A 17,478-nucleotide genomic window follows, 5' to 3' on the forward strand; every position below is an offset into this window, starting at 1 on the left:
ACCACGTGACCGCTGCCGACTTCCTGCCCCCGACCAAGGATCTCGACGACCTGGCCGCCGCAGCGAAGGGCTGCCAGGGCTGCGACCTGTTCCGGGATGCCGACCAGACGGTGTTCGGTGAAGGCGCCCGATCGGCGACCATGATGCTCGTCGGCGAGCAGCCCGGCGACCAGGAGGATCGGACAGGCCGGCCGTTCGTGGGGCCTGCAGGCCGGTTGCTCGACAAGGCGCTGCCCGAGCGTGGCAAGCGCAGGATCCATCAGACGCCCACGCGCACCGAGGTGGTGGCATGCCGGCCGTGGCTGTTCGCCGAACTCGAGGCCGTGAATCCCGACGTGGTGGTCCTGCTGGGCGCGACCGCAGCGAAGGCGCTGCTGGGCAACGACTTTCGGCTCACCGCACATCGGCAGGAGGCGCTGCGCCTGCCCGGTGGCGACGACGTGCCGCCGGTGGATCCGACCGTGGTGGCGACCGTGCATCCGTCGTCGATCCTGCGCGGGCCCCAGGAGCGACGCGACGAGGCGTTCCAAGCGCTCGTCGACGATCTGCGGTTCGCCGCGGGACTGCTGCCGAACCGGTGATTGCGGGCGGCGCGGGCGGGTAGCCGGGGGCCATGTCAACGACCGTCACCGTCACGTTCATCGGCAACGCCACCACGCTGATCTCGACCGGCGACCTCACGCTGCTGACCGACCCGAACTTCCTGCACCAGGGCCAGCACGCGTACCTCGGCTACGGCCTGCTCTCCAAGCGACTGCAACCGCCCGCGCTGACCGTCGACCAGCTACCGAGACTCGACGCGATCGTGTTGTCGCACATGCACGGTGACCACTGGGACCGCGTAGCTCAGAAGGGGCTCGACCACGGCCTCCCGATCCTGACCACGCACGCGGCAGCAAAGGCGCTGCGCAAGCGCGGCTTTCCGCGTGCGACCGGGATGTCGACGTGGCAGTCGCACACGCTCACCGGAACGCAGTCGCGGATCACCGTCACGGCGCTGCCCGGCCGGCATGCACCGCTGTGGGCGCAGCGCTTCCTGCCGCCCGTGAACGGGACCATGCTGGAGTTCGGCCCGCTCGCCGGCAGCGTCATCTCGCGGCTGTACGTCTCGGGCGACACGCTGCTCATCGACGAGTTGTCGGAGATTCCAGCACGTTTCGAGTCGATCCATGCCGGGGTGCTGCACCTGGGCGGCACCCGGTTGCCCGCGGGGCCCAAGCTGCCGTTCGGGCTCACGGTGACGATGGACGCCCAGCAGGGCACCGACGTCGTCGAACTGCTCGACCTGCCGAAGGTCATCCCCGTGCACTTCGACGACTACGGGGTGTTCGCCTCGCCACTGGCCGACTTCGAGCGAGAAATGGCGCGCCGCGGGCACTCCGAACGACTTCTTCGGGTGACCCGCGGCGCGTCAGTGACTATCTAGCTCGCCGGCGCTACCGCGCTGAAGCAGCGGCACCCTTCTCGGTGTCCTTGCCCTCGTTGGCGAGCTGGCCGCTCGAGTTCTCCAGGTGCGCGCGGACGAACCACTGGAACTTCTCGAGTTCGGCGGCGTGGCCGATGAGCAGGTCCTGCGACACCAGGTCGAGTTCCTCGAGGCGCTCGATGGTCTTGCGGGTGTCCTCGATGACGCCGTTGTAGACGAGGTCGACGGCGGCCAGGTGGGCCTGCACGGTGTCGCGGCCGACCGAGTAGTCGTCCCACGTGCGGTCCTTCACGATGGCGCCGGGCGTGCCCTGCGGCGATGCGCCGAGCGCGGCGATCCGCTCGGCGGCCTCGTCGGCATAGCCGCGGACCAACTCGACCTGCGGGTCGATCATCTCGTGCACCCCGATGAAGTTGGGACCGACGACGTTCCAGTGCACGTGCTTGAGCGTCAGGTGGAGGTCGTTGTAGGTGCTGAGCTGCTTCTGCAGCAGGTCGGCGATCTCACGGCCCTGCTGTTCGGACAGGCCGGGGATGGTGAATTGCGTCATGGTGTTCTCCTTCGTGGACTACGCGATTGCGTGGACTACGTGATCCGTCCGAAGATCTACCCGGTGGGTGCGCCCGGCAATCTGACGAGCACGTGACGTATGTCCGAATCTCCTCAGCGCGCGTCGCCGCGAACGACCGCGATCCACTCCTCGCGTCGGCCGTGTGGGAGCAACCCCTCGCGCTCCAGCCACTGGGCCCGTGCCGACATCACCGGCCCGAACGGGACCAGCAGCTCTGCAACCACGTCTGCCCGAAGGCCTGCGGCGCGTAGCGCACGCACGGTGGCGCCGATGCCTGCGAACTCCGACTGCACGATCAGCACCGTGCCGCCGTCGGCGAGCATCGATGGCACGTTCTCGCAGAGCGGATCGAGCACCAGTCGCCCATCCCGTCCGGCGTTCCACGCCGTCGACGGGCCCGCGACGGGCACGACGTCCGCGCCGTCGTCGAAGGGGACGTACGGCGGGTTGCACGTCACGACGTCGAACGGGCCGAACTCCACGGCCCTGGCCCACGACCCGAGGTGGACGTCGACGTTCAGGCCGGCTGCGGCGGCGTTGCTGCGGGCGCATCGCACGGCGTCGGCGGACAGGTCGAGGGCGGTGACGTCGGACGCGCCGGATGCCGCCGCGGCCAATCCGACCACGCCGCTACCCGTGCACAGATCGGCGACGCGGTTGCCGGGCACGCGGCCGGTCGAGCGCAGGACGTCGATCAGCAGGGCCGAGTCGTGCTGCGGCGGGTAGACGTCGGGGGTGACGGTGGGAACGTCGAGAACCGTCTCGGCGTGCTGAATTGCAGTAGTCACGTGTGCTCCGGCATCTTGAATCAGGTGGTTCACTTCGGTGTTCGCTGACGTGGGGATTCCCCGTCTGCGCCGAATTAGACCTATCGGTTGAAACCGGATCGAGACTCGTACGTGACCCCCGGAGCAGTTGGAGCTGCGGATCGTGTTTGACACCGCCGCACAGCGGGTACCGGCGGTCTTCGAGCGGGGGAGGAACTGTGCGTACCGAATTCCACGCCGAACTCGACCATCTGTCGAGCGAACTCGGTGAGATGTGCGGGATAGCGGCGTCGTTGATGGAATGTGCGACGGTGGCGCTGGTCCGCGCCGACGGGCCGTGCCTCGACCGGGTGCCGGCCGAACTCGCGCGCCTCGACGCAATCGACGCGCGTGCCCGGGATCGTGCGATGGCCCTGCTGGCGCTGCAGGCACCGGTCGCCCGCGACCTGCGCATAGTGGTGTCGGCGATTCAGATAGCCGCGGACGCCGACCGGATGGGCGGCCTCGCCGCCAACGTCGCGAAGATCGCCCGCCGGCATCATCCCGACGTGGCCGTACCCGAGGTCGCCGCGGAGCACTTCGTCCAGATGGGCAGGGTGGCGGTCGACCTCGCGCGCGACGTCCAGTCGGCGGTGCTGACCGGGGACGTGGACCATGCCGAGCGCGTGCAGCACGACGACGACGCGATGGACGAGCTGCACCGGGGGCTGTTCGGTCTGCTGACCGATTTGCGGTGGAGCCACGGCACCGCATCTGCGGTCGACGTCGTGCTGCTCGGCCGGTTCTACGAACGCTTCGCCGACCACGCCGTCGAGATCGCCCGCAGGATCGTCTTCCGCTCAACGGGTCGCGCTCCCCTGCGCTTCGACCAACCGCCGGCGCACGTCATCCGTCGGTGACGTCCGTGGTCGTCTAGGTCGTCGTCGGGGCGCTCTCGCTGGTCGACGTCTCCGACGTGTCGGTGTAGGTCGGCGCATCCTGCGTCGTCCCGCATGCGGTGACGACGGGCAGCACGGCGACGCCGAGGGCGCACACTCCCGCTGCCACGGTGCGACGCGAGGTTCGGTGAGTCCAAAGCCGGTTGATCATGAGCTTCAGCTACCCCATGCCGAACGCGACAAACCCTGTTTGTGCACCGGTACCCGGGGTATCGCCGAGGCTCCTCCGACCTAAGGACTGAACATGACCAGAGCAAACACCGGTGGAACCGCTCGGGTGACCCGCGACCGCACCCCCGTGCAGATGGCCGCGCTCGCGGTCGGGGCCGTCTTCCTGCTCGTCGGCATCGCCGGCTTCATCCCCGGCGTGACGACGAACTACGACCAGCTCATGGGTGCGGGGCACCACTCCGGGGCCATGCTGCTCGGCATCTTCAACGTGTCGATCCTGCACAACGTCGTGCACCTGCTTTTCGGCGTCGCGGGCGTGCTGATGGCGCGCACGGCTCCCCTGGCACGCAACTACCTGATCGGCGGCGGCATCATCTACGCGGTGCTGTTCGCCTACGGCCTGGTGATCGATCACAAGAGTGCCGCGAACTTCGTCCCGCTCAACCAGGCGGACAACTGGCTGCATCTGGTCTTGGCGATCGGGATGATCGCGCTCGGGGTGCTCCTGGGCAAGCGGACACTGACGGCCACCAGCTCACCGAACGCGTTGGGCCCCAACGCCTGATGGCGAGCTGCGGGAGGGGAGCGTCTCCCCTCCCGCTGCACGGTGTTTTTCGACTCTTGCCGTCGGGTAATCGGATCACCGACCGGCGCACAGCCCACGCGCTGTCAGCCCAAGTCGATTTACCTGCGGAGGCAACTCATCGTGACAGAAGACGTCGTCACCTACCTGAAGCAACAGCACGAGGCCATCAGGGCTCTGTTCATCGAGACACTCGATGCCAGCACCACCGAGCAGCAGCAGGAGGCATTCGACCGACTGCGCGCGTTGTTGGCGGTGCACGAGACCGCCGAGGAGATGATGGTGCACCCGCGTGTGCGCCGGAAGGTCGACGGCGGCGCCGCCGTGGCTGACGCTCGGTTGGCCGAGGAGCACGACTCGAAGGATGCGCTGGCGCGGCTGGAGAACATCCCCTGCGGCACAGCCGAGTTCAGCAAGGAGCTGATTCACTTGCAGGCTGCTGTCCTCGCCCATGCCGAGCACGAGGAGGCTGAGGAGTTCACGCTGTTGGAGACCGAACTCGACGACGAGGAACGCCGCAAGATGGCGTCCGCAGTGCAGGCAGCCGAGCGCATCGCGCCGACGCATCCGCACCCAGGGGTCGAGTCCGGGTTCGCGAACTTCGCCGTCGGGCCGTTCGCGTCGATGCTGGATCGCGCCCGCGATGCACTGCGGGGCGCTGCTTGATCACTGCTGGTCGGACCGGCCCCCGCCTGCGCGCGGGGGCCGGTTCGCGTCAGGAGTCGTTGGCTTCGGCGGCCTCTTCGGGCGTGGGGCGGTTCGGTGCGTCGCGGCCCTCGCGGCTGCGCCGGTAGGCGGCGCGGCGGAAGTCGGTCAGCCACTGGGGCGTCAGCCGGACGTGCTGGGGCTCGTTGACGATCGGATCGAACGAGATGTCCTCTCCGGAGACGACGCCGTCGAAGTGCAGGCTTGCGAGAGGCTGGAACTCGTTCAACTTTCGTGCCTGCTCGACGGTGACGTCGAGGCCATCGCCTGATGCGCTGCGGGCGATGTCGGTGAGGGCCAGTCCGCCGCCGTCGACGGTCGCGGTGATGCGTGCCCGCAGCCACCACAGTTCGTCGTCGTGAGCGAGGGGCATGAGCGTGGAGAACTCCGAGCCCGTCCAGCCGAGGATCGGGCGCAGCACGGCGCGGCTCAGCGGCCCGTGCACGACCGATGCCAGGAGGATGTCCCACTTGCCCGAGCCTTCGGGCGTCTCCATGCGCCACGCGAGCCCGCCGATGTCGGGGAGGCGACCTGGGGCACCGAGGGCCTTCGACACCCGGCCGATGATGGGTCCGGAGACCAGCGGTAGGCCCTCGCCTTCGGGGGCGGTGCGTTCCAGTCGACCGGACATCAGCACCCCGCGCGGGTGGAAGAGCTTGCGGTGCCGCAATTCGGAGCCCCACTGGAAAGGCAGTGCGATCACGTCTGCTGGTTTCATCCATTTTCCATAACCCATTGCGGCGTGCTCAAACGGATTGAACGGGGCGTTCAGGGGCTATACGCGCAGCATGAGCGCCCTGTTGGGGCGTGCGAGAGGGGAGGCCGCCATGCCTACCGGCAACGCGGTGTCGAAGGTCGTCGAGTACGCGATCCAGACGCCGCACAGCAAGACCGTTCTCATGACCACCGAGGACCGTGCCGAGGCCGAGCGCACACTCGACATGCTCGGCGAGGGCCAACTCCTGATGCGGACCGTCACCTACGGCCCGTGGAAGCCCGCGATCGACGATGCGCATGGCCTGAGCGCCTAGTACCCGGGGGCTTCGGTCTGCGCCTCGGCTTCGTTGAGGCGGCGGTCGTCGGCGATGCGTTGCGCGCGATCTTGGGTGCGGGTGCGTTTTCGGCGGGGCATGGTGAGTCCCGGGTTGTGTTGCGGTGCTTCGGTTCTTGCTTCGCCGGTGATGGTGACCGCTGCCGTGGGCCTGCAGAGACTGGGGAAGAGCAGCTTGCTGCCCGGCTCGGTGACATAGGTCCGGCCGTGCGGTGAGGTCCAGACGATTGTCCCGTCAGGAAGCTGTCGGTCCCGCCACCCGTTGGGTCCGCCCCAAAACGTTTTCAGCAAGTGATGTCGACGGCATAGGCATTTGAGGTTGGACCCGCAGGTCGGCCCGATGGGCCAGGCGATGGTGTGATCGATATCGGCTTCGGTGGCTGGTTGCGAGCAGCCGGGGAACCGGCAGGTGAGGTCTCGGCAGCGCACGAACTCGGCGAGTCCTTTGGACGGTGTGTAGCGGGGTTCGGGTGGGCTGTCGCCGGGGTGGACGATCTTGCGGACCTTGGCGGTGAGCGCGAAGCGGCGAGCCAGCGCGCCGGGGAGGAATGGGCCGCCGAGGATGGCGCCCGGGCGGGTGGCAGGCGATTCGACGTTGGCGTCGGCCGCTGGTGGGCTCGGCCACCGTGTGTCGTCGGCGTCATGGTCGGTGGCGGCGTCATCCCCGGCGTCGGCGTCGCGGCCATCGCCGTCGCCGTCATCGGCCTCGCCTACGCCGGTGTCGTGACCATTGGTGACTTCGGCCTTGATGCCTCGGGCAGCATCGGCGCTGCCACACAACTCATCCCACGTCGTAATGTCCGCCAAGGGCTTGTCGAACAGCGGATCCGGTTCACCGTCGAGCGCGGCGTCCTGGGCCATCGCGGCATCGGACTCGGCGTCTAGGGTGTCCTCGTTGACCACCACGTAGACCACCGCATCGCCCTTGGCAGGTGTGGTGGGTCCGGGGCAGTCGTCGCTGCCGCACAGGCACGGCAGATAGTCGAGGCCCAGGGTGATCGAGTTGATTGAATCCGCTCGGCGTTGGTCGACGGTCCGCGGATCACCGGGGCACACGGTCGCGGCCAGAAGGTTCAGGCGCTTCTCGACTGCCTTGCCGTGGGTCGCGAACAGGGTGCCGAACATCGTGGCCATGCCCGAACCGTCGTAGTCGAACTGGACGTTGCGGCCCTTGCCGCTGAGCTTCGTCCGGTACACACCGTGCGGGTCGTGTTCGGCGACGATCGCGTCGATGGCGGTGTTCAGCTTCTCCTCCGACAGCGGCGCCCACTCGGTCAGCACCTCGGCGAAGGCCTTGTCCACGGCTCGCTGCGCGTCCCGGTCCCGCACCAGGGCGGTGCGGGCAGTGATCGCCGCCACCACGCGGTAGGACACCAGCCCCTGCGCGAACAGAGCCGCTACCTCGGGCAGCCGGTCCCGCAGAGCGGTCGCGATCAACAACTGATGCGACGCCGCGCCCTGGGTGACGTTCTGCTCGGCCCCGATCTCCGCGGCCACGGCACCCCAGTTGTCCAGGTACCACTGCTCCCGATCGGCCGAGCCATCAGCTGCATAAGCCCGATCGAGGAGCACGACCATCGCGGCGAGCCGACGGGCCGTGGCTGCAGCCTCCACCCGCGCCCATCCCGCAACCGTGCGGGAGGTTTGCGCCTCGGTGGCCAACTCTTCGAACATGCCTTCGAATCTACTACGGGCCCATGACAAGGAACCGCACCAAAAACGAATGCTGGCCAGCCCGTGCATGAAACACGGACTGGGGATAAGTCGTTCGCGTGACGGTGATTTCGTCCGCGGTGTGGTGTAGAGGGTGGAGACCCATCGGGTCGGGCGACAGCGGCCCCGGAGCCGACGGTAGGGCGGAGCTGCGATCACGGAAGGCCCGCTCCGGACGCGGTGACGACCACGAACGGACTGGTCCCGTTTGACGGATGCGCAGGCGACGAACGAACTATCGAGCGCGGGAACTCAGCATGAGACCCAAATGCGCTGCGCCACTGCGGCGCTCCCTCAGCTAGGGCAAGAGCATGATCTTGACCGCGCCGTCTTCCTTCTTCTGGAAGATGTCGTAAGCGTGTGGGGCGTCTTCGATGGGCAGCACGTGGGTGGCGAAGGTGTCGACGCCCAACGGATCGTCATCGGTGAGCAGGGGCATGATGTCGTCCACCCAGCGCTTGACGTTCGCCTGGCCCATGCGTAGCTGAATCTGCTTGTCGAACATCGTGAGCATGGGCATCGGGTCGGCGGCGCCGCCGTAGACGCCGGACAGCGAGATCGTGCCGCCCCGGCGAACAATGTCGATGGCCGAGTACAGCGCATCGAGACGGTCGACGCCGAGATTCTCCATCATCGGCTTGGCGATCGCATCGGGCAACAGCCCCGAAATCTGCTGGGCGGTCTTCGCGACCGGTGAACCGTGGGCTTCCATGCCTACTGCGTCGATCACCGAATCGGTCCCCCGTCCCGCGGTCATCTGCCGCACCACGTCGCCGACGGTCATGTCGATCGCGTTGAGGTCGATGGTGTCGATACCGAAGGCGTTGGCGCGCGCCAGCCGTTCGGGAACCATGTCGACACCGATCACGCGATACCCGCGATGGTGGGCGATGCGGGCCGCCATGTCACCGATCGGGCCGAGGCCGAGCACGGTCACCGAGCCGCCGTCTGGCACGCCGGCGTACTCGACGCCCTGCCACGCCGTGGGCAGCACGTCCGAGAGATACACGAACCGCGCATCCGGCGGCCCCTCGGGAACCTTGATGTGGGTGAACTGGGCCTGCGGCACCCGGAGGTACTGAGCCTGGCCACCGGGCACCGAGCCGTAGAGCTGGGAGTAGCCGAACAGGGCTGCGCCCTTGCCTTGCTCGCGGACCTGGGTCGTCTCGCACTGGGTGTAGAGCGCGAGATCACACATGTAGCAGGACCCGCACGAGATCTGAAACGGAATGACCACGCGGTCACCGACACTGAGGTTCGTGACCGCCGAGCCGACCTCGCGCACCACGCCCATCGGCTCGTGGCCGAGGACGTCGCCCTCGTTCATGAACGCGCCGAGCACCTCGTAGAGGTGCAGGTCGGACCCGCAGATATTGGTGGACGTCACCTCGATGATGGCGTCGGTGGGCTCTTGGATCTCTGGGTCGGGCACGGTGTCGACGCGTACGTCGCGCTTCCCGTGCCATGTCACGGCCTTCATCCTCGGGTGCTACCCGCAGGGCATCGGTCGAAACGCGACACCGAGTGAAACGGTTCAGCCCCGCAGCGTCTGGTGCGGGCTCTGGCCGTAGGTCTGGCGGTAGAGCACCGCGAACCGGCCGGTGTGCGCGAAGCCCCACCGGGTCGCGATCGCGCTCACGGTGGCGGTGCCGTTGCTACCTGCGAGAAGGTCCTGGTGCGCCCGGTGCAGGCGGAGGCGGCGGACGTACTCCGTCGGCGTCGTGTTGAGGTGGCGGCGGAACAGGTACTGCACGGCGCGCGGTGACAGGTGCACGGCGTCGGCGATCTCCTGGATGCCGATGTCACTATCGACCTTGCCGTTGATGAACCACATTGCACGCTTCAACTGCGCGGGTGTCTGCGCGTCATCGGTCGCCAGCGTGACCGATCGCTCCGAGTCGGCGAACGTCGTCAACGCCGCAGCGGCCAGGGTCCTGGCGCACGCATCGACGAGCAGCATGCCCACTCCCGAAGCGCTCGGCCACACGGTCTCCAGCACGAAGCGCAGGCAGCGCGCCCACGTGTCGTTGGCCGCCTGGTCGACGGGAAGGCGGTGCTGGAACTCGAGCGACCCCTGGAACAACAGCGCCTGTTCACCGGCGACCCGGCGCAGCAGTGATGCCGCCAGGCCCACGATCCGGATCCTGGCCTGGGTGGCGTGCAGCGTCAGAGGCAGACCCGACGCGGCGAGCGCCGAATCCCCCGCCGACAGCAGCGTGGACTGGCCCTCGTCGTCGGTGAAGCGCAGTTCGCCAGACACCACCTCGAATACCAGTGCGCCGGACTCGGGTGCAGCCTCGAGGCGAACACCGCGCGGCAGCGTGACCTCGTCCAGCGTGAACTCGCCGCCGTCATAGCGTGCGTGCCGTAGCGGCGTGCCCCTGGTGAAGCCGAGGATGCGTACCGTGCCGCCGTACAGCGCGCCGATGAAGCGATCGCCCGCGACGGGATCCATGGTGGAGAACGCATCGGCGGGACCCGACGGTTCTTCCGCGATGTCGAGATCTCGAAGTCGAGAGGCTTGGGTCATGTCGTGTCCGCTCTTCGGAGTCCGGGCGATGACTCGGGCGCAAACCACCACCTTCGGGGGGCGTTCGGACCGAGCCTCGTCGGCTCGATGCTCAGCCAGACCACCACAGCATACGCCGCTGACGTCACGAAATGGTCAGGAAGGTTGCCGTACCCGACGGTCGGCCGTCGTCAACAGTCGGTCGTAGACCACTTCCGTGTCACGGGCGACCCGCTCCCACCCGTACCGTGAGCTGGCCCGTGCCCGGCCGGCGAGGCCCATCCCGCGGCGCAGCACCCCCTGCCTCAAGACGTTGCGGACGGCGTGTCCGAGTGTCCTGGGCGTGACGGAGGAGACGAGCAGTCCGGTGACGTCGTGGACGACGGTGTCGACCATGCCGCCGACGCTCGAGGCCACCACCGGCACACCACATGCCATCGCCTCCACGACGGGAAGCCCGAAGGGTTCGTACGCCGAGGGACACACCAGGACGTCGGCCGACCTCATCAGTGCGGGCATGTCGGTGGGCGGAACCGCACCGGTGAAGTGCACGCGGTCGGCGACCGCAGTCTCGACTGCGATGCGATGCAGTCGGCAGGCCTCGTCGTGCCGTCGTAGGTCACTGCGGGGCGGACCCCCGATCACCAGCAGCTCGGCATCCGGAACCGTCGCCATGGCGCGGATCAGTAGATCGATGTTCCTGTGCGGCAGCAGGTTACGGGCCACCACGACCACGCGGTGGCGTTCGGTGCGGGATGCGACGGGTCCCTCGACCGTGAACGCCTCGGTGTCGACCCCGCGCCCGAGGACCGACATCCGGCCACGCGGCCGCCCGAACCGGACCAGCTCGTCGAGATCCTCCGAACACGACGCCGTGACCCAGCACGCGTTGCGCGCCAACACCTTCTCCATGCGGGTCCGGTTGTCGGAGACGGCGTCGCGGTTCTGGCGGCGGCGCTGCACCGAACCGATGGCGGTGAACGTCTGCACCGTCGGGACGTCATGATGATTCGCAGCGAGCTGTGCGGCGATGCCGTACGTCCACCAGTCGGCGTGGACGACGTCGGGCCGGTCCGACGTCCATGCGGCGTCGAGCCGTTGCGCGAACTCGCCCATGGTGGGCAATTCGTCATCCGGGTGCGCCACGGCGATCTCGCCTGCGGTCAGTGTCTTGACCACGTAGCCGACGGTGGTCGTGCACTGGTCGGGTTGACCGGCGTGCGCGCGTCGGGTGTACACGGTGACGGCATGTCCCTGACCGGACAGCGCCGAGGCCAACCCACTCACCCGGCGACCGGCATGGGTTCCTTCTCGGATGCGGCCGTCGGCGTCGACTTCTGCATGCGGACCGACCAGGCTGACCTTCACGAAACTCGAGATATCCGGGCGCCTCGCAGTGAAACGGGGTTATGCGTCAGGGGGTTACCGCGTTTCGCTACGTGGATAGCGCCGGGATGGGCTACTGCTGGGACTTCTCCCGAGCCTCGTTGGCGTCGGCGGCGCTGCGTGCGGCCTCGGCCTCGGCTTCCTTCTGCGACGCCTCGCGCTGCGCGTCGGCCTTGTCCTGCTGCGCCTGCCCCTCACGCTGCAGGTCGTCGCGACCGGCGACCGTGCCCGCGACTTCCTTCGCCTTGCCCTTCACGCCCTCGACGGCGCCCTTGATGCCTTCCTCCGGACCGCTGTTGTCCGCCATGGAGTCCTCCTTCGATGGTCGAGCGATGACGGACGCCGGGTTCCCATGACCGGCACCACCAAACGCCCGTGCGCGATCTTGGTTGACGGGGCGATCAGTGGGTAGCCGACTGATGATGACTGAAGACAGTGCGATGGTTGGCGTGGTCGTCGTCGGCGCCTCGGCGGGCGGTGTCGAGGCGTTGATGCGCCTGGCCTCCACCCTTCCTGCCGACCTGCCGTACGCCGTCCTGGTGGTGCTGCACATGCCGTCGGAGGCGCCCAGCGTGCTGGCCCACATCATCGACCGCGCCGGCCCACTGCCCGCGGTGCCCGCGGAGCACGGCACGCATCTGAAGGCCGGGCACGTGTACGTGGCGACGCCGGATCACCACCTGCTGCTCGACGATCACCACGTCGCCGTGACGAAGGGCCCCACCGAGAACGGCCACCGCCCAGCGATCAACGCGCTCTTCCGCTCGGCAGCACTGGCGTTCGGGCCGCGCGCGATCGGGGTGCTGCTGTCGGGCGTGCTCGACGACGGCGTGCTCGGACTGCAGGCGATCAAGGCTCGCGGCGGCATCACGATCTGCCAGGCGCCCGACGACGCACTGTTCCCATCGCTGCCGAAGAATGCGCTCGCCGCGGGCGCCGTAGACCATACGGTCCCCGTGCTGGAGATCAGCGGCATACTCAAACAGGTGAGCGGCCACAAGATGGAGGAGCCTTCCATGCCGCGTGACGCCGCAATGGAACTGGAGAACCGGATCGCGATGGCGCCGCAGTTCGGCGCGCCGATCGACACCGAGGAACTCGGCCCGCCGTCGGGCTATACCTGCCCGGATTGCAATGGATCGCTGCAGAGCGTCGAGAACCGGGGCTTCCGATGCCAGGTCGGCCACGCCTGGACTGCCGACGCCCTGCTCGACGCCCGGGACACCGAGATCGAAGGCGCGCTGTGGGTGGCGGTACGCAGCCTGCAGGAGAAGGCGAAGCTGTCGCGGACGCTTGCCGAGAAAGTGGGGCCGGGCATGATGGCCACCCGCTACACCGCATCTGCCGAAGAAGCGGATCGGGCACTCACGGTGCTGCGCGACCGGCTGTCGAGCATCGGCCTACCGGGCCGTGAGTAGCGTCGCGCCACTGCGGATCACGGCGGACGCCGCGACGAACGCGTGCGTGCTCACCGTCGAAGGCATCCTCGACGGCTCGACCTACCGGACGCTGCGCGACGCGGTCGTGAAGTCCGCGCTCGACCAGCCCGAGGGCGTCGTCGTGGACGTGACCCGCCTCGATGCGCCGTCCCCCTCGGCATGGACGGTGTTCACCAGCGCGCGCTGGCACGTCAGCAGGTGGCCCGACGTTCCCGTGGCGCTCGTCTGCGCGCACGAACGGGGCCGCCTCGTCCTGCAGCGCAACGGCATCACCCGATACGTGCCCGCCTTCGCCGATCTCGAGTCGGCAGTGGCCGCGCTCGACCGGCCCGTCGGTTCCGTGCGACGCCGCGCCCGTACGACCATCGCCCGTGCACTGGGGTGCGCCGAGGCGCGGCGGTTCGTCGCCGACAGTCTGGACGCCTGGGACGCCGAGGACATGTCACCGGCGGCGGCGACCGTGGCGTGGCTGCTGGTCGACAACGCACTCGTCCACACCCTCAGCGATCCAGCCCTCATCGTCGAGGAACTCGGCGGCACCATCACCATCGCCGTCGAGGACGCCAACTCGTCCCCCGCCATGCGGCACGAGGACACCGGCGGCGGCACGGACGTGGTGTCCGGACTCGCGATCGTCAACTCACTGACGCGGACATGGGGGTCGGCGCCCACCTCGACCGGCAAGACCGTATGGGCCGTCCTCGGGCCGGAGAACAGGCTATGACCGGTAAGGTTCGAGCCTTGACGGGATTACGCCGAACCGACGACTCGCAAGACGCCGCAGACGAGTCATTCGAGGCACTGCTGCGGTTCGTCCGCGACTCCCGCGGCTTCGACTTCACCGGGTACAAGCGCGGTTCCCTGATGCGCCGCGTGCGGCATCGGATGGACCAGGCGCACTGCGAGACCTTCGACGACTACCTCGACGTGCTGCAAGCCGATTCCGACGAGTTCGACGCCCTGTTCAACACGATCCTGATCAACGTCACGTCGTTCTTCCGGGACCCCGAAGCGTGGGATCTCATCACCGGCGAGGTGGTCCCCAGCCTGCTGGCCGAGCGCTCACCGACGGACCCCATCCGGGTGTGGAGCGCGGGCTGCGCCACCGGCCAAGAGCCGTTCACCATCGCGATGCTGTTCGCCGAGGCCATGGGCACCGAAGCCTTCCGGCAACGCGTCAAGATCTACGCCACCGACGTCGACGAGGAGGCCCTCGCCGAGGCGCGACTGGCCACCTACGACGCACGGCAGGTCGAATCGATCCCGGAACCGTTGCGGGAGAAGTACTTCGAGCAAATCGGCGGGCACTACGCCTTCCACAAGGACCTGCGGCGCGCCGTCGTCTTCGGCCGCAACGACCTCGTCAAGGACGCACCCATCTCACGCGTGGACCTGCTGGTGTGCCGCAACACGCTGATGTACCTCAACGCCGAGACGCAACGGAACATCGTCAAGCGCCTGCACTTCGCGCTCGGCCCGCGCGGCACGCTGTTCCTCGTCCACGCCGAGATGCTGCTGAGCCACACCGAGCGGTTCACGGCGCTCGACCTGCCCAACCGGATCTTCCGCAAGGCCGTAGGCAGCCACGTCACCGTCGAACGCGCCGACCTCGTGGCGTTGCCGGTGGAACGACATGGCGACCTCCCAGGACTGCAGGGCGTACGCGAACTCGCCTTTCGCGCCAGCCCGGTGGCACAGATCGTCGTGACGGGCGAGGACACCGTCGCCATGATCAACCATCAGGCCGAAGCGCTGCTCGGGCTGACGGGGCGCGACGTCGGCCGGTTGTTGCGTGACCTCGAGGTGTCCTACCGGCCGGTCGAACTCCGTCCCTACATCGACCGGGCAAGGTCCGAGCGCCGATCCGCCCGCGTCCAGGACGTGCGGTGGCAGCAGCCCGGTGCCGACCCGGTGTGGTTCGAGGTGCACGTTAACCCGCTGATCGACGCCGCCGACGGCTTCGCTGGCGTCTCGATCGTGTTCTTCGACGTCACGGCCACCAAGGCCCTACTCGACAAGGTGGTGCAGACCAACCACCAGCTGGAGACCGCCTACGAGGAGCTGCAGTCCACCAACGAGGAACTCGAGACCACGAACGAGGAACTGCAGTCCACGGTCGAGGAACTCGAGACCACCAACGAGGAGCTGCAGTCGACCAACGAAGAACTCGAGACGATGAACGAGGAGCTGCAGTCCACGAACGACGAACTGCACACCATCAACGACGCGCTCACCGAACGCGGCATGCAACTCGACGAAGCGAAGATCTTCTCGGAGTCGCTGATCAACTCGATCCGGTTCGGCTTGGTCGTCGTGGACCAGCAACTGCGGGTCTCCGTGTGGAACCGCGGGTGCCAGGAACTCTGGGGCCTACGGCCCGAAGAGGCGACCGGCCGGTCGTTGCTCGACCTCGACGTCGGGCTCCCGACTCAGGAACTCAAGCCGCTGATCGGCGCGGCATTCGTCGAGCCCGACGCCTCGAGCGAGGCCGTCGTCGACACGTTCAATCGCCGCGGCAAGCCGACGCGGGTACGCGTGACGTGCTCCTCGTTTCAGACCACCGGGCTCGGCGTCACGGGCGCGATGCTGCTGATGGAGGTCGTGGCTCCGTAGCCTTGCCGGGATTCTCGACCACACGGCGGGCGATGTCGACCAGCGCCGTGTTGGATTGCTGCGACAGACGCCGCAGCAAGTCGAAGGCCTGGACGGCGTCGACGGAGAACCGTTCCATCAAGACGCCCTTGGCCTGTCCGATGACGTCCCGGCTGGCCAGCGCGCTGCGGTACTGCTCGTCGCGGCGGAGCAGATTCCAGGCCAGCGCCGTGTGCGTCGCATACAGCAGACCCGTTTCGACGTCGGTATCGTCGAACGCAACAGGCTCGTCGGAGTAGAAGTTCAACGCCCCCATCGTCTGGTTGTCGGCGAACAACTGGAACGCCAGGATCGATCGGACCGACGTCTGCGCCAGTGCATCCTCGGCGTACGCGGGCCACCTGGTCTCGGTGGTCAGGTCGTCGACGCGCACCATGTGGTTGGCCCACGCAGCCGACACGCATGGGCCTTCCTGATGCCGCCGCTGGGCGTCGTCGAGGATCTTGGCCACGGGACCGGTTGCTGCGAGGGTGCTGACGTCACCGTGCTTGGACGTGACCGTTATGCCCACCTCACCAGCGGCGGAGATGCCGTCGAGCGCCGCCGTCACGAGGTCGCCGAGGAGGAGTTCGGCCTCGGTGGCCTTGCCGCCCTGCACCTGCCGCAGGAGGGACTCCACGCGGCCTGCCAACTCGGTGGCATCGAACGGCATGTGGAACCCCCGTACTGAAGTTGAGGGCACCAGTCTAGGCGCGGTTTGGCGGCTTGGGCCCCGGGTACCGGGCGCACATGTCCAATGACACCGAATACCCCGGCCGCACCGGCGAGATGTCCGACCGTCCCTCCGACGAGATGGCTGACTACGAGGGACGGGGCCTGCTTGCCGGTAGGCGCGCCCTGATCACCGGCGGCGACTCCGGCATCGGCCGCGCCGTTGCCGTCGCGTTCGCCAAGGAGGGCGCCGACGTCGCAATCGCCTACCTCTCCGAAGACGACGACGCCAAGCACACCGTAGAACTCGTGGAACGCGAAGGCCGCAAGGCGGTTCGACTGCCCGGTGACCTGTCCGACCCCCAGCGCTGCCGCGAGGTGGTGGCGGAGGCCGCCGAGGCCCTCGGCGGCCTCGATCTGTTGGTCAACAACGTCGCTTACCAGAACCCGGTCGAGGACTTCGCCGAACTGTCCGACGAGCAGTGGCGCCACACGTTCGCCGTCAACGTCGACAGCTTCTTCCACGTCACCAAGGCCGCGCTGGCGCACCTGCCCGACGGCGGGTCGATCATCAACACGGCGTCCATCAATGGGTTGCGGGGCAACAAGACCCTGATCGACTACTCGGCTACCAAGGGGGCCGTCATCGCACTCACCTACTCGCTGGCCCAGTCACTGCAGGAGCGCGGCATTCGGGTGAACTGCGTTGCCCCAGGACCGGTTTGGACGCCGCTCATCCCGGCGACGATGCCCAAGGAGAAGGCCGAGTCGTTCGGCGAGCAAACGCCGATGGGCCGCCCGGCCCAGCCCGACGAGATCGCCCCGTCCTACGTATTCTTCGCCGCCGGACGAATGTCGTCGTACTACAGCGGTGAGGTGCTCGCGCCCATCGGCGGGGAGACCCTGCCGGGCTGAG

The 17,478-nt window shown here is 67.9% G+C and carries 20 protein-coding genes; 10 read left to right on the forward strand and 10 right to left on the reverse strand.

All coding sequences use genetic code 11. The features are described from left to right. Positions 1-5 precede the first annotated feature (5 nt). Together LOK44_RS12020 and LOK44_RS12025 are read left to right on the forward strand one after the other, a co-directional pair. Complete coding sequence (locus tag LOK44_RS12020; protein ID WP_237570193.1) at positions 6-581, forward strand: uracil-DNA glycosylase family protein; 576 nt, start codon at positions 6-8, stop codon at positions 579-581. Positions 582-613: 32 nt separating this feature from the next. Then, positions 614-1,426: an MBL fold metallo-hydrolase gene (locus tag LOK44_RS12025; protein ID WP_237570194.1), complete on the forward strand. Its 813-nt coding sequence runs from the start codon at positions 614-616 to the stop codon at positions 1,424-1,426. 10 nt (positions 1,427-1,436) lie between these two features. Here the strand turns inward: LOK44_RS12025 and LOK44_RS12030 are convergent, their stop codons facing one another. Next, positions 1,437-1,976 (reverse strand): Dps family protein, encoded by a 540-nt coding sequence (locus tag LOK44_RS12030; RefSeq protein WP_237570195.1) that lies wholly within the window; start codon positions 1,974-1,976, stop codon positions 1,437-1,439. 113 nt (positions 1,977-2,089) lie between these two features. Further along, positions 2,090-2,785 (reverse strand): HemK2/MTQ2 family protein methyltransferase, encoded by a 696-nt coding sequence (locus LOK44_RS12035; RefSeq protein WP_237570196.1) that lies wholly within the window; start codon positions 2,783-2,785, stop codon positions 2,090-2,092. A 197-nt stretch (positions 2,786-2,982) separates the two neighbouring features. Between LOK44_RS12035 and phoU the strand changes: the two genes are divergently transcribed. Further along, complete coding sequence (gene phoU, locus LOK44_RS12040) at positions 2,983-3,663, forward strand: phosphate signaling complex protein PhoU (RefSeq protein ID WP_237570197.1); 681 nt, start codon at positions 2,983-2,985, stop codon at positions 3,661-3,663. Positions 3,664-3,676: 13 nt separating this feature from the next. Here phoU and LOK44_RS29745 read toward each other — a convergent pair whose 3' ends face one another. Continuing rightward, positions 3,677-3,811 (reverse strand): hypothetical protein, encoded by a 135-nt coding sequence (locus LOK44_RS29745; RefSeq protein WP_283817804.1) that lies wholly within the window; start codon positions 3,809-3,811, stop codon positions 3,677-3,679. Between the two features lie 135 nt (positions 3,812-3,946). On the opposite strand from LOK44_RS29745, the gene LOK44_RS12045 reads away from it, so the two are divergent. Both LOK44_RS12045 and LOK44_RS12050 read left to right on the forward strand, forming a co-directional pair. Further along, positions 3,947-4,438: a DUF4383 domain-containing protein gene (locus LOK44_RS12045; RefSeq protein WP_237570198.1), complete on the forward strand. Its 492-nt coding sequence runs from the start codon at positions 3,947-3,949 to the stop codon at positions 4,436-4,438. Between the two features lie 141 nt (positions 4,439-4,579). Next, positions 4,580-5,122, forward strand: a complete 543-nt coding sequence (locus LOK44_RS12050) for a hemerythrin domain-containing protein (protein ID WP_237570199.1) — start codon at positions 4,580-4,582, stop codon at positions 5,120-5,122. 49 nt (positions 5,123-5,171) lie between these two features. On the opposite strand, the gene LOK44_RS12055 is transcribed toward LOK44_RS12050, so the two are convergent. Further along, on the reverse strand, positions 5,172-5,879 hold the full coding sequence (locus LOK44_RS12055; protein ID WP_237570200.1) for a phosphodiesterase: 708 nt from the start codon (positions 5,877-5,879) through the stop codon (positions 5,172-5,174). A gap of 109 nt (positions 5,880-5,988) precedes the next feature. On the opposite strand from LOK44_RS12055, the gene LOK44_RS12060 reads away from it, so the two are divergent. Next, positions 5,989-6,192, forward strand: coding sequence for a hypothetical protein (locus tag LOK44_RS12060; protein ID WP_237570201.1), 204 nt, complete (start codon positions 5,989-5,991; stop codon positions 6,190-6,192). On the opposite strand, the gene LOK44_RS12065 is transcribed toward LOK44_RS12060, so the two are convergent. From LOK44_RS12065 to mbp1, 5 genes are all read right to left on the reverse strand, one after another. Next, positions 6,189-7,886 (reverse strand): HNH endonuclease signature motif containing protein, encoded by a 1,698-nt coding sequence (locus LOK44_RS12065; protein WP_237570202.1) that lies wholly within the window; start codon positions 7,884-7,886, stop codon positions 6,189-6,191. The genes LOK44_RS12060 and LOK44_RS12065 overlap by 4 nt on opposite strands. Positions 7,887-8,223: 337 nt before the next feature. Continuing rightward, positions 8,224-9,405, reverse strand: a complete 1,182-nt coding sequence (locus tag LOK44_RS12070; protein ID WP_237570203.1) for a zinc-dependent alcohol dehydrogenase — start codon at positions 9,403-9,405, stop codon at positions 8,224-8,226. A gap of 54 nt (positions 9,406-9,459) precedes the next feature. Beyond that, the gene (locus tag LOK44_RS12075; RefSeq protein ID WP_237570204.1) at positions 9,460-10,455 is read right to left on the reverse strand and encodes an AraC family transcriptional regulator; all 996 of its coding nucleotides are present in this window, start codon (positions 10,453-10,455) and stop codon (positions 9,460-9,462) included. A gap of 135 nt (positions 10,456-10,590) precedes the next feature. After that, the gene (locus LOK44_RS12080) at positions 10,591-11,802 is read right to left on the reverse strand and encodes a glycosyltransferase (RefSeq protein WP_237570205.1); all 1,212 of its coding nucleotides are present in this window, start codon (positions 11,800-11,802) and stop codon (positions 10,591-10,593) included. 91 nt (positions 11,803-11,893) lie between these two features. Continuing rightward, positions 11,894-12,127, reverse strand: a complete 234-nt coding sequence (mbp1, locus tag LOK44_RS12085) for a microaggregate-binding protein 1 (RefSeq protein ID WP_237570206.1) — start codon at positions 12,125-12,127, stop codon at positions 11,894-11,896. A gap of 115 nt (positions 12,128-12,242) precedes the next feature. Between mbp1 and LOK44_RS12090 the strand changes: the two genes are divergently transcribed. The 3 genes from LOK44_RS12090 to LOK44_RS12100 are packed head-to-tail and all read left to right on the forward strand — an operon-like array spanning position 12,243 to position 15,872. Continuing rightward, positions 12,243-13,238, forward strand: a complete 996-nt coding sequence (locus tag LOK44_RS12090) for a chemotaxis protein CheB (RefSeq protein ID WP_237570207.1) — start codon at positions 12,243-12,245, stop codon at positions 13,236-13,238. Then, a complete protein-coding gene (locus tag LOK44_RS12095; RefSeq protein WP_237570208.1) occupies positions 13,231-13,983 on the forward strand; it encodes an STAS domain-containing protein in 753 nt (250 codons plus the stop codon). The genes LOK44_RS12090 and LOK44_RS12095 overlap by 8 nt, the downstream gene beginning before the upstream one ends. Beyond that, positions 13,980-15,872 carry a CheR family methyltransferase gene (locus LOK44_RS12100; RefSeq protein WP_237570209.1) on the forward strand — a complete coding sequence of 631 codons (1,893 nt, stop codon included), beginning with the start codon at positions 13,980-13,982 and terminating at the stop codon, positions 15,870-15,872. Before LOK44_RS12095 ends, LOK44_RS12100 begins: the two co-directional genes overlap by 4 nt. On the opposite strand, the gene LOK44_RS12105 is transcribed toward LOK44_RS12100, so the two are convergent. After that, entirely contained in the window at positions 15,832-16,563 is a 732-nt protein-coding gene (locus tag LOK44_RS12105; protein WP_237570210.1) for a GAF and ANTAR domain-containing protein, read from the reverse strand. The genes LOK44_RS12100 and LOK44_RS12105 overlap by 41 nt on opposite strands. Positions 16,564-16,640: 77 nt before the next feature. Between LOK44_RS12105 and LOK44_RS12110 the strand changes: the two genes are divergently transcribed. Continuing rightward, complete coding sequence (locus LOK44_RS12110) at positions 16,641-17,477, forward strand: SDR family oxidoreductase (RefSeq protein ID WP_237570211.1); 837 nt, start codon at positions 16,641-16,643, stop codon at positions 17,475-17,477. The last annotated feature ends 1 nt before the right edge of the window (position 17,478 follow it).

It is taken from the genome of Mycolicibacterium lacusdiani (assembly GCF_021916785.1).
GTDB classification, from domain to species: Bacteria; Actinomycetota; Actinomycetes; order Mycobacteriales; family Mycobacteriaceae; genus Mycobacterium; species Mycobacterium lacusdiani.